Raw genomic sequence first — 14061 nt, 5'->3', positions numbered from 1 at the left:
TACGTCATGGGCGGGCTGGGCAACCAGCTCTTCATCCTCGCGGCGGCATGGGAGCAGGCGAATCGGCTCGGCTGTCCGCTGTATCTCGACGTCTCGCACTTCTCCGTGCAGGGGACGCACGGCCTCGGCCTGCAGGCCATCGAGCATCCCGGTCACGTCCTGATTCCGCCGGAGAGCTCCTGGCGCGCCGTCCGGCTGAACGCGGAGCGTGTGTTGCCCGTGCCGAAGCGACCGTGGGGGCGCACGTTCTTCGAGCGCGACGGCGATGCCTACCAGCCCGCCATCCACGCGATCCGCCCCGGCACCACGCTCTTCGGCTACTTCCAGTCGCCGAAGTACTTCGAGAGCATCGAGTCCGACATCCTGTCTAGGATGCTGGCTGTCTATGAGTCGACCCGCGAGACCGAGGTGATCAAGGAGATGGCGCGGCGCGACGTGATCACGCTGCACCTCCGCCGGGGCGACTATCTCAACGTCTCGCCCGACCGGCAGTTCGTCGCGACGGTGGCCTATGCTCAGCGCGCCATCCGTCAGCTGCGCAGGCAGGGCGTCGACCTGCCCGTGCGCGTGTTTTCCGATTCGGTCGACCTCGTCAAGACCGAGCTGTCCGGCACTGACGGCGAATTCGAGTTCGTGGAGGACGACGTCCTCGGGACCTGGGCGACCCTCAAGGCCATGGCCCTCGGCAAGGCGATGATCATGAGCAATTCGAGCTTCAGCTGGTGGGCGGCCGCCCTCATGCAGTACCAGGACGGACGCGACGTGCCCGTCGTCGTGCCGCGCCCCTGGAATCAGACCGGTACGGCCAAGTCCGACCTGCTCAAGCCGGAGTGGATCGCGCTGGACGCCCGCTAGGGCGACGACGTCAGTCGGCTCGGCTCACCGCGATGCCGCGGGCGAAGAGGTCGTCCACAATGATGTCGGAGGGAGACGCCCCGGCATCCGGGTCCGCGACGCGGTGTGACTCGTAGCCGGACAGGAACTCCTGCAGGACGCTGAGGTCCCAGCCCGATAAGACGACATTGGTGCCGATGCCCTCGGCGCTCTCCGTGGTCTTCCGGTGGACGAGAGTCGGCGTTCCGACGACCGCGGACTCCTGCTGGATTCCGCCGGAATCCGTCACGATCAATGCGGCTGAGCGGAGCGCGGCCACGAAACGGCCGTGCTCCAGTTTCGGCATGACGACGAACTTCTCGAGCCCGAGCTCCTCGATGGCCTGGACGACGGCGTCCTGCGAATAAGAATCCACAATGACGCGCAGCTCGACCGGGCTGTGTGCGTCGAGCGTCTCAAGTGTCTCCCGCACGAGGGCACGGTTCGAGATGAACTCGAAACGGTGCAGAAGGACTAGGCCGTATGGCGCCTCGGTCTCCTGATCCCCCGCCCGCGTGTCGAGGACCGCGTCCTTGGCCGTGTTCCCGTGCGTGTTAACCACGTTCTTCCGGCCCGCTAGATTATGCGCTGCCTCCGCTGACGGCACGTAGTGGATGTCGGCCAGCCGGCCGACGATGCGACGATCGAGTTCCTCCGGGAAAGGGTGGCGCCAGTTGCCGGACCGGAGGCCCGCCTCCACGTGGGCGACCGGTACCTTGAGTCGATGTCCGATCAGCGTTCCCAGGACCGTGGTGACGGTGTCGCCGTGGACGATGACCGCCGAGCCCTTGGGCAGGTCCTTGCGGATGCCGCGGATGTTGGCCAGGCCCCAGCGGAACACGGTCATGACCCAGCCCACCATCTGGAGAGGCGAGGTCAGCGGTTCTCCCTTGTTCCCGTTCGCGATGATCCGGTCGGGTGCGGGAAGACCGAGCTGGGGGATGACCTTCCGCAGGGACTCGGTGTGCTGCTGCGTGATCCACTGCTGGTAGGGCACCCCGCGGTCGCCGAGGCGCCGGGCGACCGGGGCGATTTTGATCGCCTCCGCCGTGGTTCCGTAGATGAAGATGATCATGCGGTCTCCTGTTCGCTGCCATCGGGCTGGGATGACGAACCATGGCGGGTGAACTTTGCTCGATGCACGACAATCCCGCGTACCAACCCCGCCCAGAACGGTACGACGAACACGGGCAGATAGCGCGCATAGGCGAGCAGGCTCCGCCCCGGGCATCGGTTCACCGCCGCCGGGATTAGGGGGAGCAGGGCGAGCGCGACGATGATGCCGAGAACCCAGAGCACCCCGGTACCGTGCCCGCCGAGCGCGAGCGTCGCCACGGTCACCACCGCGACAGGCGGGAGCAGCGCGAGTCCGATGAGCATCGCGGAACGAGCGATGCTCGTACCTGCGTAGCTGTCCACGAAGAGCGTCCCTCGCAGGAAGGAGTGCGAGGCGAATCCGCGGACCGTCGTGCGGGGTCGGTACGTTGCCGAGAAGCCCGGGTCGATTCTGATCGGGTGAGCTTCGGCGATCCAGCGCAGCACCGTGGTGTCGTCTGACATCAGGGAGGCGTCGCCGGACGGCCAGGATGCGCGAAAGGCCTCGCGCAGCACGCGGGTCGGCGCGAGGAACATCGTCGTCCCCTTCGGCACGGAATCGAACGTCTCATTCGTGATGTCCATGGGGCGCGGAGCGCGCAGATAGCTCCCCCAGAAGATGTGGGTGGGGACGTCCCAGAACAGTCCGACGAGCGGGGCGCCCGGGGCCATTCGCACGTGCGCATTCCACGGCCGGGGCACATCGGCTCCGGCCAGGCTGTCGAAGACGTGGGACAGGGCGGACGGATCGACGAGCACGCGCGAATCGAGGAGCAGGGTCAGCTCCGCGGTCGCTCGGTCGATTCCCTCCCACCGGGCCAGGAATCGTCCACGGTTGGGCTGCTGCACCAGTTCCACGGCCCCGGGGAAGTTGACGGCCGAGCGCTGCACCACATCTGCGGTGTCATCCGTGGAGCCATCATCGACGATGATCACCTGGACCGTGACCCGCGCGTCTTCGATGGCCGCGGCCAAGGCGGCGAGGGTGCTCGGAAGCCACGGTGCCGAGTTGTACGAGGGGATGACGACACTCAGCGCGGGCCGGTTGTCATCGCCGTTCGCAGGGCTCACCGGCCGGCCACGCGTGCCGCGACGGAGCACCCGGCCGCCGCGCGAATCTGGCTGTCGGGTCGCGGCCGATAGCATATGTGGTTGTGGGAGATCACCCGTCCAGCTTAACCGCGTCGCGCGGGCGCTCGGTCGCAGCTCCCCTGACCATGCACAGTGCGGCGAATGGATGAACGAGGCGTGACAACGACGATGACGAGGACCGGCTCGCGACTCCGTGTGGTGGCGGCGATCCTCGCCCCGCTCGCTCTCCTGGGCGCCCTGCTGAGTTGGGCCATCGCCTCGCCGCCCGGCTCCAGTCCCGATGAGGACTACCACATGGCGAGCATCTGGTGCGCAGGCAGTCCGAGCGCCGGGGTCTGCGAGGAGACCGGATCGGAGTCGAAGCGCACACTGCCGACCGATCTGGTTAACGCGGCCGCCTGCTTCCGGTTCTACTCCGAGCAGGCCGCGTCGTGCGCACTCGGTGAGGGGATGGAGACCACCGACCGCGGCAATTGGAACGGCCATGCGTACCCGCCGGTCTTCTTTCAGGCCATGCACCCCTTCGTGGGTGATGACCTGTCCACGTCGATCGTTGCCATGCGTGTCGTCAACTCAACGCTCTTCGTCGCCGTGCTGACGGGGCTGTTCCTGCTCCTCCCACGACGGCAGCGACATATCCTCGGATGGGGCACGGCGATCTCGCTCGTTCCCCTTGGCATGTTTCTCATCGCCAGCGTCAATCCGAGCGGGTGGTCGGTGCTCTCCGCCGCCGGCCTCTGGCTGGCAATCTGGGGCTTCTTCGAGCAGACCGGCGCGAAGAAGTGGATGCTCGCGGGCATGAGCGCCGCCCTCGTCGTGATCGGAGCGGGCGCGCGCAGCGATTCGGCGATCTACGCTGTGGTCGCGATGGCGGCGGGAACAGTGCTCGCCTTCCGCGCGGACCGTCGTTTTGCGCTCTACTCCCTCCTCCCCGTCGCATTATCCGTGCTCTCGGTCGTGCTGTTCTTCAGTACTGGCCAATCGGCGATCGTCTCGTCCGACGCCGTGGATGGCGAGTATCCGTTGAGCACCCTCGCGTTCATGGATGCCAAACTCTTGCCTCAGCTGTGGGCGGGCGTCTTCGGGTTGTGGGGCCTGGGCTGGCTCGACACCTTCATGCCCGGAATTGTCTGGATCACCACACTCGGCCTGTTCTGCGCCGTGGTCTTCTGGGGATTGCGCACCGGCGGGATCCGGAAGTGGCTCAGCCTCGGCGGCGTGGCATTCAGCCTCATCGTGGTGCCGATGTACATCCTCCTGCACGACAACGTTGTCATCGGCGAGTACGTCCAGCCGCGTTACATCTACCCATTGATCATCATTTTCGGCGGTGTTGCACTCGCCGGGATGCGCCGTCCGAACCTTGGCCTATCGCGATTCCAGATCGCGATCGTCGCACTGGGGCTCTCGGTCGCGAACTCGGTGGCCCTGCATGTCAACATCCGTCGCTACGTAACCGGCCTTGATGTGCAGGGTTTCAATCTCGACCTTCAGCGCGAGTGGTGGTGGGGCGGACCGATCACCCCGATGATGGTGTGGTTCGCCGGCAGCGTCGCGTTCACCGTGGCGACAGCCGCCCTCGCCTTTCTGGTGTGGCGGCGAATCGACGGGCAGCAGCTCGGTCTCGACGAAGGTCAGCCGCTCGATTTCGAGAACCGTGAGACCGTCCGTCGCGACAGCGGTCAAGCCGTCGCGTCGCCGTCCTCCGGAGCGTCGGTGGACTGACGGCGGTCCGTCGGCTGTTCACGCTGGGACACGAGCTCGAGTTCGAGTAGCGCGACGCGTTCCGCGAGGACGCGAGTCTCGGATTCGAGGTCGGTCAGTTCGGCACTGTGCTGGATGCACACCATGACGAGCACGGCGATGCTGACGAAGAACACCAGGTTGGACGGAAGCATGACTCCGAGCGCCTGTGACGCCCATACCAGCATGTTGGGGAAAATGCCGGCGACGACTGCCAATGCGGTGGCCAGGAGCCACCAGACGGCGTGTCGCTCCCGCAGGCGACGCCTGCGCAAGAGTTCGATGACGACGACGAACGTGGCGAGCGCGGCGACCACGCCGAGCGCGTACGCGGTGGGGTTCATGCTGTCGTGCTCCTGGCAGCCACCGGCGGCGCCGGTCGTATGTACGCGAAGCTCAGCGCCACGAAGGCGCGGAGGAGGTACGCGGCCGCCTTGAATGGGTTGTGCGATGGGCGGCCGCCGGACCGCGGACGCATCGCGACCGGGACCTGGCGGATGATGCAGCCGGCGCGGGCCGCGATAACGAGGGCTTCGATCGTGTCGCCCAGATACTCGGCCGGATAGTTCTGAGAGAACAACTTCACCGCGCGTGGTCCACACGCCTTGAATCCGGATGTCGTGTCGGTGAGCTTCTGCCGCGCTGTCCGGCTCAGCACCTTGGCAGTCACCCCCATGGCCATCCGCCGTAACAGGCTCGCATCGTACTGGCCGACTCCGGCGAAGCGCGCGCCGATCACGATGTCGGCTTCCGGCAGTATCTCCAACAGCTGGGGCACCGATCGCGGGTCGTGCTGGCCGTCGGCGTCGATTTGGACGACCACGTCGTAGCCGTTCTCCACCGCGTACTTGAAACCGAGGCGCATAGCGCCGCCGACGCCCAGATTGAACGGCAGCTGCGCGACCATGGCTCCGGCCGCACGCGCCCGTTCCGTCGTCCGGTCGCTCGAGCCGTCGTTGACGACGAGGCAGTCGACCCCGGGAAGAGCCATCTCGATCTCGCGGATGACCTCGGCGATCGACTCTTCCTCGTTGTAGGCGGGCAGCACGATGAGTACGTGATCGAGCGAGGATTGCACGCCCCGAGCGTAACATCACCCGGTCGTCGCGCCCGGAAGCTGCGGACATGCATCCGGCGGCCGCTAAACTCGTCTCCGCGAGCGCCCGATCGAATCTTCGGTGCAAGCGCCAGATTGGAAGCAATGAACCTCCTCGACCGCGCCTCTCGGTTTCTCTCCCGGCCCCTCGCGGCCTTCTTCGCGATCTGGCTCGGCCTGTTCTTCGCCGCCACGGCGTGGGCGTTCGCCACCCCACTGTCCGGCAGTCCCGACGAGCCGGCGCACATCGTGAAAGCAGCGTCCGTCGTCCGCGGCCAGTTCCTCGGAGATCCGACGGATCAGGGCGCTGTGCGCATGGTGACCGTTCCGGAGAGCATCGCGCTTTCCTATGCATGGCCGTGCTTCGCCTTCCACCCGGAGGTGCCGGCGAGTTGTATGACCAGCGATTACGTCGGCACGGGGAAGTCCGTCGAGGCGCCGACATCCGCTGGTCTCTACAACCCCGCCTATTACCTCCTGGTGGGGTGGCCCTCTTTGCTCGTTCCCGACAATGGTGCAGTGGCCGTCTACGGGATGCGGCTGGTCAGCGCGCTCATGACCACCGGATTCCTCGCGGTCGGCATCCTCGCGCTGACGCGTCTTCGCGCCTCGAAATTCGTCGCGCTCGGCGCCGCGGCCGCGGTCACGCCTATGGTGCTCTTCCTCACAGCAGCCGTCAACCCGAACGCCCTTGAGGTCGCCGCGGCACTCGCGCTCATCAGCAGCCTCTTCCACCTGTTATCGCCTGCGCCCTTGGCGCGCCGCTGGCCGTGGCTGCTCGCCGTGGGTGTAGCGGGTGCTCTCCTTCCGCAGGCACGGGGGCTCTCGCCGCTCTGGGTCGTCCTGATCTCCGCCATCGTGCTGACGGTCGTACCCTGGGCGACGATCATCCGCGAGATGCGACGCCCCGCAGGGGCCGTAACGGTCGCCGTCATCGCGCTCGCCAGCGTGTGCGGCGTCGGGTGGACACTGTTGACCGGTTCCCTCGGCAGCCTCGGGTCGTTCCCCGGTGCCGACAACACCCCGGTCCGAGCATTTGTGAACATGCTCTCCGACTACATCTTCAGCGAAGGCATCATCGGGAACTTCGGCTGGCTCGACACGCCGGCGCCGGGCTTCGTCTACCTGACTTGGTCGTTCCTGATCGGTGCCGTCATCGTCACCGGCTTCAGCTCGGCACACGGACGCGCCCTGGCCGGGCAACTTGTGGCGGCGGCCGGCGTGATCCTATTGCCGGCCATCGTGCAGGCGGCCTCGATCTCCACGAGCGGCTACATCTGGCAGGGTCGATACGCCCTCGCTGCCTACGTGTGCCTCATCGCCACGGTCGTCGCCGTCACTCGGATCCCGGCGCTGGACGGCGCGCTGCGGAACTGGGCGAACCGGGCGGTGTGGATCGTCGGCTCAGCCGTCGTGATCGGCCACGTCTGGTCGCTCGTCGAAACGTTGCGGCGCAACCAGGGCGGCGTTTCGGTGATCGACTTGCTCCTGCGGCCCGAATGGACGCCACCCGGCGGAGTCGTCATCTGGATCATCCTCGAGGCGATCGGCGTCGCCTTCGCCGCGTTCGTGCTGATCCGCGCGACGGAACGCCCGGGTTCGCCCTACCGGCCGGTGCCGTCGGCCGCGACGAACGGCGGATAGCTCGGCTCGCTCGGGCTCGCCTGGATGTCGAGTTGGAGCGCACTGATGAGCATCTGGGTGCCCAGCATGAGCGGCAGTGCCGCAAGCATGACAGTCGCCGCCGTTGCAATCACGGAACCGGCGATCTGGAAGCACACCCAGACTGCGACGGCCAACCCGAAGAGGAACATGGCGAGACCGAGGAAGAGCAGCAGGGCGATCGGGGAGAACGACCAGAGCACGTAGCGGTACCAGATACGCCGCCAGAAGCCGCGGACCAACAGGTCGAGCAGTTCCGGCACGACCTTGCGCAGCCTGATGCTCGACACCTCGTCGCCGTACACGGCGGGGACGGGGACGTCGACGGCCGACACTTGAAGGATGTTGAGGTGCACGAGCAGATCGTTCTCGAAGCTGTACCGCTGCGAGACGTGCGAGAGCGGCATGCGCTTGAGGACCTCGGTGCGCACCGCCGTGTAGCCGTTCTGAGGATCGAAGAGGTGCCAATATCCCGACGAGAGCTTCGTCATGAATGAGAGCATGATGTTCCCGAACACCCGATATTTGGGCATGCCGTGGAAGGACTCCGGTGCGAAGAATCGATTGGCTTTCGCGAAGCCGTAGCCGTTGTCGGTGACCTCGTCGAGGAGGGGTGGCAAGAAGTCGGGGTCCATCTGCGCGTCGCCGGCCATGACGACGTTCACATCCGCTCCCGCTTCCATCGCCGCCCGGTGACCAGTGATGATCGCAGCGCCGACGCCGCCGTTCACCTCATGGCGGATGAGCGTGACGCGGGAGTCGTCGGTCTCTCGCACGACCTCGCTCGTATTGTCGGGGCTCTTGTCGTCGACGATGACGATCATGTCGACGTAGTCGGGCATCGTCTCGATGACCCGTCCGATCAGGAGCGCCTCATTGTATGCGGGGACGATGGCTGCGATGCGCGCGTTCTTGTACACGGTCAGTCTTCCGATCGAGTGGGTTGTGCGACCTTCGGCTCGGCGAAGACCCAGTAGCGGTAAATGAAGTAGTTCCAGACCGTCGTCACGATCGTCGCTGCGACCTTGCCGATGCCCCACCCGGCATCGGTGAGGTCGACGAGTGCGACGATGCCCGCCGTCGCCGCTGTATTGAAGACGACGAGCGTGGTGTAGCGCAGGAGCGACCGACCATGCGGTGTGTCGGATTCGAAGGAGAAGATGCGTTGCACGGTGTACGTGAAGGCGAAGCTCAGGACGAACGCGGTGCCCGCGGCGATCCAGGTGGGCCAGTCGAACACCTGGCGGAACAGCGCGAGCAACGCGAAGTCGACTACGAATGCCGCCCCGCCGGCGATGAGATATCGGACCGCACTGCTTTCGAATATGCCGGGCATTCGGCGGCGGGACGGTTGCCGCTTCGCGTCCGTCACACCGCGGCCTTCTGGGCAATGACGTGGTCGACGACGACATGCGGCGGCAGGATGGACGCGCGCTCGTCCGCAGCGTCCGCACGTCCGTCGATCACGTCCATGAATCGTGCGAATTGGGCCGTGAGCGGCTCCTGCGACGTCGCGATCTCCGGAATCTCGATGATCGTCTGCTGACGGTAGCTCGGGCCGTCACCGACCGAGTTCTCCGAAACGTGCCGGTAGATCGTCACATCCCGGCGCAGCAGGTCGACCTCGATCAAGCGGTCGAGCTCTGCGATCGAAAGTGTGCGGATCTTGTGCTGTCCGACGCGGCTGGCGGAGATGCGTGCGATGGCGCCACGCTCGAAGCTCATGAGCGTCTCGGCCACGTCCTCGGCCCCTCCCGCGCTTCCCGGGTGGAAGAAACCGAGCTGGGAGGCGACGTCTGTCGGGGCTGATCCGATGATGTTGATGGCAAGGTCCACGTCGTGGACGAGAAGGTCCCAGGCGACACCGGTGCGGATGCGTGGTGCGTACGGCGAGTGCCTAGTCGCAGTGACGTGGATCGGCTCGTTCAAAGCAGCCTTCGCGGTGATGACGGCGGGATTGAACCTCTCGAGGAGACCGCACATCATGGGGATGTCTCTGGCATCGGCGAGGGCGAGGATCTCTTTCGTCCTGAGCAGGTCATCAGCGACCGGCTTCTCGATGAGGAGGGGACGGTTCTGCCCGAGCACCTGCATCGCGAGGGGGAAATGCGCCTCAGTCGCCGCAGCGACCACCACGGCGTCGATCTCCGCGAGGTCGGGCAGTTCCGGCACCCAAGTCGCGCCAAACCGAGCTGCCAGGGCCGATCCGACGTCTTTGCGTGGGTCGACGAGCACGCTCAACGTCGCGACGCCGGACTGGGCGATCACTCGAGCGTGATGTGAGCCCATGTTTCCCGCACCGACGAGCACGATTCGTTTGGGTGCGGTCATCTCATGCCCCCGCGATGCTGCGCACGGCGCCGATGATCTCGTCGAGGTCGCCTTCGCTGAGTCCGGCATGAACCGGCAGCGACACGACCTCAGAGACGATCTGCTGCGCGACGGGGACATCGCTGACGCGCACATTAGGGTGCGCTCGATAGGCGTCGTAATCGAAAACCAGCTTCGGGTAGTAGACGCCGGAACCGATGCCGAGTTCACCGAGGCGCGTGACGAACTCGTCGCGAACGACGGGGGAGTCGGCGGTGATCCTGACCGTGAACTGGTGCCAGACGTGCTCACGGCCGGGGAGTACCTGGGGGACCACGACGCCGTCCACGCCGGATAAGCCGTCGATGAGGCGACGTGCATGGTGTTGGCGGCGGGCGACTGTCTGGTCATAGCGAGCGAGCTGGGGTATCCCGAGCGCCGCCTGGAGATCGGTGAGACGGTAGTTGTTCCCCGCCATCTCGTAGACGTATCGCGCGCGCATGCCCTGGTTGCGGAGGAGGCGGAGACGGTCGGCGAGTCCATCGTCGTCGGTGGTGATGATCCCTCCTTCTCCGGTGGTCATGTTCTTCGTGGCGTACAGGGAGAACGTGCCCAATCCAAAGGTTCCCGCGAACCGGCCGTTGTACGTGGCACCCTGAGATTGAGCGGCATCCTCGAGGAGGCGCAGTCCTCGCTCCCGGGTCAGCTGGACCAACGAGTCCATGTCGGCCATCTGGCCGTAGAGGTGAACGGGGAGGATCACCTTGGTGCGATCCGTCACCTGCGCGGCGACCGAGGCGGGGTCCACGTTGAAGTCCTCGGCGCGGATGTCGGCGAAGACGGCGGTGGCACCGGCTTCGAGGATCGCGTTCAGGGTGGCGACGAAGGTGAACGGCGAGGTGATGACCTCATCGCCCGGCTCCAGGTCGAGGACCTGCATCGCTGCGACCAAGGCGGTCGTGCCGTTGTTGACGGCGATGGCGTGCTTCGAGCCGAATGCGCTGGCGAAGCCCTCTTCGAGTTGCGCGACCTTGGGGCCTTGGGCGATCGCACCCGAGCGCAGGACCTCGAGGACGAGCGCCTCCTCTTCGGCGCCGAACTGCACGGTCGTAATGGGAATCATGTGGCCTCGTGGGATAGGTTTCTGTGGTGCCGTACACATGGCACATTCGACTAATCTACCCGCAAGCATCCTCCGAGGTAGTCCCGCCAGCGACATCGAGGACCGATTGAATAACATCCATCCCACCGCCATCATTGCAGGCGACGTGGTTCTCGGAGCGGGCAACACCGTCGGGCCGAACGTCGTCATCCACGGACCGGCCCAGATCGGCGACGAGAACTGGATCGGGGCCGGAGTGGTGATCGGTGCCCCACCCGAGGTCCGATCCTTCGTCCATCCTCGTGACGATGCCGACCCTTCCGGTCGTGGTGTCACGATCGGCGATCGCAATGTGATCCGCGAGTACGCGCAGATCCACCAGGGCTGGAAGTCGACGACGGTCGTCGGCGACGACGCCTTCGTCATGAACCAGGTGTACGTAGCGCATGACTGCACGCTCGGCGACGGTGTCACCCTCGCGTCGAGCGTTCTCCTCGCCGGCCACGTCAGCATCGGGTCCGGAGCGAACCTCGGTCTCGGTACGAGCGTCCACCAAGGGCGGTACATCGGGGCTGGGGCGATGCTCGGGATGAGCTCCGTCGTCACGCACGACATCCCGCCGTTCGCCAAGGCCTACGGGAGCCCGGCCAGGGTCGTGGGCGCGAACGTCGTGGGCATGCGGCGCGGGGGGATTTCCGAGGACGCGGTTGCGGGCCTCGCAGCGCTCTATGAGTCCGACGAAGACCCCGACGGCCTGGCCCGGTTCTCGCAAGCCGACGGCCTCGAGGCGGCCGTGGTCGCGTGGCGGGATCGGCACGCACCGGTGGAATCAACCGGTGCCTGACACCGTCGGCGTCTCCGTCGCCCTGTGTACATTCAACGGATCCCGCTTCATCCGCGAGCAGATCCGGTCGATCCTTGCCCAGAGCGTCCTTCCCGACGAGATCGTCGTATCTGACGACGGCTCGGTCGACGACACGATCGAGATCATCGTCGATGAGCACGCGCAGCGCTCCCGTGAAGTGGCGACGCCCGTTCGGCTCGACATCCAGCGGAACGACGCACCTCTCGGAGTGACAGCGAACTTCGCCTCAGCGATGAAACGCTGCTCGGGGGACCTCATCGCGCTCTGCGATCAGGACGACGTCTGGCACGTCGACCGGCTGGAGAGGGGCGTCGCCCAGTTCTCGGCGCGTCCCGAGGTGCTGCTGGTGCACTCGGATGCGCGGATGGTCGACCAGGACGGGTTCCCTCTTGGTGTGGGCCTCTTCTCGACCCTCGGCCTGAGCGCTGGAGAACGGGATGCTGTGTCCTCAGGCCGCGGCTTCGAGGCGCTCATGCGAAGGAACTTCGTGACCGGTGCCACGACGGTGGTGCGTCGGGAACTGGTCGATCGCGCGTTTCCGTTCCCGACATCCTGGGTGCACGACGAGTGGCTGGCCGTCGTGGCCGCGGCGACGGGGACGTTTGTCCTGTTGGACGAACAGCTCATCGACTACCGCCAGCACGGCGGAAATCAGATCGGGGCGTCCAGCCTGACGGCATCCGGTCGGCGAGCGCGGCTCACGACGCCGAGAACGGCGCGCAATGCCCGCCTGCTCGACCGGGCCATCGACCTCGAGGCGCGCCTGCCGGAGCTGTCACCGCGTCCGTCCGCCCATTCCATCGCCCTGGCCGTTGACAAGGCGGTGCACGAGCGAGTCCGGGATGCCCTGCCCGCACACCGCCTGCGCCGGATCGCTCCGGTCTGGCGGGAGTGGCGCACGGGGCGCTACCGGTCGTGCGGCCTCGGCCTGCAGGACGTCCTGCGCGACCTGGTCCAGCCTGTATGAGGCGACTCTCCGGATTCACTCTCGTGCTCATGGCGACCGCCGTCGCCGGAGTCAGCGGCTACCTCATCACCTGGCTCGTACCCCGTTCCATTGGGTTCGCGGCTTACGCGGACTTCGCCGTCTTCTGGTCCCTGCTCTTCCTCATCGTGAGTGCGTTGTCGGGGATACAGCAGGAGGTCACCCGGGCGACGAGCGCGCCGATCGAGTCGGATGTCTCCCGGCCGTACCAGGCTACGATCCTCGCGAGCGTCGGCGCCATCGGCGTGTTCGCCGTCGTCGCGCTCTCGTCGCCGTTGTGGGGCTCAGCTTTCAACCGCTCTGCCGGCGCTCTGGTCTGGCCGTTGTCGATCGGCGCGGCGACCAGCGTGCTGGTCGCCGTCCTGACGGGCACCGTCTACGGCTCGAGGCGGTGGGTAATCGTCTTCATCGTCGTGCTCGTCGAGGCCGTGGTCCGGCTGGTCGGGATCGCCGTCGGCCTCGTCTGGACCTCGTCGATCGTCGACCTTGCGTGGCTTGTCGCCATACCGTTCACGGTGGCGTTCCTCGTGGCGCTGCCGATCGCCGTGCGAACCAGTACGGCTCCGGTGCGGTTCGACGTCGGCTATCGGAGGTTGTCATGGAACGTCGCGCGCACGATCGCGGCCGCAGCCTCGATGGGCCTTCTCGTGAGTGGGTTCCCGTTCGTCCTGGCGGCGACGTCGCGAGGGGTATCCGACGACGAGCTCGGGCTCCTCGTCCTCGTCGCGACGCTCGTGCGCGCGCCGTTGATCGTGACGGCGATTTCGCTCCAGAGTTACCTGATCGTCTTCTTCCGAGACCGCATGGTGACCTTCGCGCGATCGCTTCTCCGGGTGGAGGCGCTCGTGCTCGTCACGAGCATCGTGGTCGGCGCCGCCGGTTGGCTCCTGGGGCCGGGGGTCTTCGCGTTCCTGTTCCCCGATGAGCCCGTGCCGTCGGGGTGGCTCGTCGGGGTGCTCGTGCTGTCGTCCGGCCTCGTCGCAGCCCTCTGCGTGAGTGCCCCCGCCATCCTGTCGTTGTCGAAGCATGCGGTCTACACCGCCGGCTGGCTGGTCGCGGCGTTCAGCACGATCGGATGCCTCCTGCTGCCGATCGGATTTCTCGATCGCACGGTCCTGGCGCTTCTCGTTGGCCCGCTGGCCGGGCTCCTCGTCCACGGCTGCTATCTCGTGGCCATCCGCCCGGTGCGCAGGAGCCTGCCGGATACCGCCGGCTGAATTCCGGATCCCCGCCAAGCC

At 66.3% G+C, this 14061-nt stretch carries 14 protein-coding genes; 6 read left to right on the top strand and 8 right to left on the bottom strand.

The window, feature by feature from the left end:
• The first annotated feature begins 6 nt into the window (after window positions 1-6).
• Window positions 7-855, top strand: coding sequence for an alpha-1,2-fucosyltransferase (locus tag AC1C2S_RS01725; RefSeq protein ID WP_495350813.1), 849 nt, complete (start codon window positions 7-9; stop codon window positions 853-855).
• Window positions 856-865: 10 nt separating this feature from the next.
• On the opposite strand, the gene AC1C2S_RS01720 is transcribed toward AC1C2S_RS01725, so the two are convergent.
• The gene (locus tag AC1C2S_RS01720) at window positions 866-1948 is read right to left on the bottom strand and encodes a UDP-N-acetylglucosamine 2-epimerase (RefSeq protein ID WP_495350812.1); all 1083 of its coding nucleotides are present in this window, start codon (window positions 1946-1948) and stop codon (window positions 866-868) included.
• Window positions 1945-3039: a glycosyltransferase family 2 protein gene (locus AC1C2S_RS01715; protein ID WP_495350811.1), complete on the bottom strand. Its 1095-nt coding sequence runs from the start codon at window positions 3037-3039 to the stop codon at window positions 1945-1947. Before AC1C2S_RS01715 ends, AC1C2S_RS01720 begins: the two co-directional genes overlap by 4 nt.
• Before the next feature lie 219 nt (window positions 3040-3258).
• Between AC1C2S_RS01715 and AC1C2S_RS01710 the strand changes: the two genes are divergently transcribed.
• The gene (locus tag AC1C2S_RS01710) at window positions 3259-4785 is read left to right on the top strand and encodes a DUF2142 domain-containing protein (protein WP_495350810.1); all 1527 of its coding nucleotides are present in this window, start codon (window positions 3259-3261) and stop codon (window positions 4783-4785) included.
• Here AC1C2S_RS01710 and AC1C2S_RS01705 read toward each other — a convergent pair.
• Together AC1C2S_RS01705 and AC1C2S_RS01700 are read right to left on the bottom strand one after the other, a co-directional pair.
• Complete coding sequence (locus tag AC1C2S_RS01705; RefSeq protein WP_495350809.1) at window positions 4743-5147, bottom strand: DUF2304 domain-containing protein; 405 nt, start codon at window positions 5145-5147, stop codon at window positions 4743-4745. The two genes, AC1C2S_RS01710 and AC1C2S_RS01705, sit on opposite strands and share 43 nt — an antisense overlap.
• The gene (locus AC1C2S_RS01700; protein ID WP_495350808.1) at window positions 5144-5881 is read right to left on the bottom strand and encodes a glycosyltransferase family 2 protein; all 738 of its coding nucleotides are present in this window, start codon (window positions 5879-5881) and stop codon (window positions 5144-5146) included. Before AC1C2S_RS01700 ends, AC1C2S_RS01705 begins: the two co-directional genes overlap by 4 nt.
• 123 nt (window positions 5882-6004) lie before the next feature.
• Here AC1C2S_RS01700 and AC1C2S_RS01695 point away from each other — a divergent pair, with 123 nt between their 5' ends.
• A complete protein-coding gene (locus AC1C2S_RS01695) occupies window positions 6005-7543 on the top strand; it encodes a DUF2142 domain-containing protein (protein ID WP_495350807.1) in 1539 nt (512 codons plus the stop codon).
• On the opposite strand, the gene AC1C2S_RS01690 is transcribed toward AC1C2S_RS01695, so the two are convergent.
• From AC1C2S_RS01690 to AC1C2S_RS01675, 4 genes are read right to left on the bottom strand one after another with little or no spacing between them, the layout of a single operon-like run.
• Window positions 7504-8481 carry a glycosyltransferase family 2 protein gene (locus AC1C2S_RS01690; protein ID WP_495350806.1) on the bottom strand — a complete coding sequence of 326 codons (978 nt, stop codon included), beginning with the start codon at window positions 8479-8481 and terminating at the stop codon, window positions 7504-7506. The genes AC1C2S_RS01695 and AC1C2S_RS01690 overlap by 40 nt on opposite strands.
• 2 nt (window positions 8482-8483) lie before the next feature.
• Window positions 8484-8897 (bottom strand): GtrA family protein, encoded by a 414-nt coding sequence (locus AC1C2S_RS01685; protein ID WP_495350805.1) that lies wholly within the window; start codon window positions 8895-8897, stop codon window positions 8484-8486.
• 32 nt (window positions 8898-8929) lie between these two features.
• Window positions 8930-9892 carry a Gfo/Idh/MocA family protein gene (locus AC1C2S_RS01680; protein WP_495350804.1) on the bottom strand — a complete coding sequence of 321 codons (963 nt, stop codon included), beginning with the start codon at window positions 9890-9892 and terminating at the stop codon, window positions 8930-8932.
• A 1-nt stretch (window position 9893) separates the two neighbouring features.
• Entirely contained in the window at window positions 9894-11090 is a 1197-nt protein-coding gene (locus AC1C2S_RS01675) for a DegT/DnrJ/EryC1/StrS family aminotransferase (RefSeq protein ID WP_495350803.1), read from the bottom strand.
• 49 nt (window positions 11091-11139) lie between these two features.
• On the opposite strand from AC1C2S_RS01675, the gene AC1C2S_RS01670 reads away from it, so the two are divergent.
• The 3 genes from AC1C2S_RS01670 to AC1C2S_RS01660 are packed head-to-tail and all read left to right on the top strand — an operon-like array spanning window position 11140 to window position 14040.
• Window positions 11140-11817, top strand: a complete 678-nt coding sequence (locus AC1C2S_RS01670) for an acyl-ACP--UDP-N- acetylglucosamine O-acyltransferase (RefSeq protein WP_495350802.1) — start codon at window positions 11140-11142, stop codon at window positions 11815-11817.
• Window positions 11810-12805, top strand: coding sequence for a glycosyltransferase family 2 protein (locus AC1C2S_RS01665; protein ID WP_495350801.1), 996 nt, complete (start codon window positions 11810-11812; stop codon window positions 12803-12805). Before AC1C2S_RS01670 ends, AC1C2S_RS01665 begins: the two co-directional genes overlap by 8 nt.
• Window positions 12806-12834: 29 nt before the next feature.
• Window positions 12835-14040, top strand: coding sequence for a polysaccharide biosynthesis protein (locus AC1C2S_RS01660; RefSeq protein WP_495350800.1), 1206 nt, complete (start codon window positions 12835-12837; stop codon window positions 14038-14040).
• Window positions 14041-14061: the final 21 nt, after the last annotated feature.

This window comes from Agromyces sp. Y782 (assembly GCF_059445405.1).
This window is presented reverse-complemented; position numbering and strand designations above follow the sequence as displayed.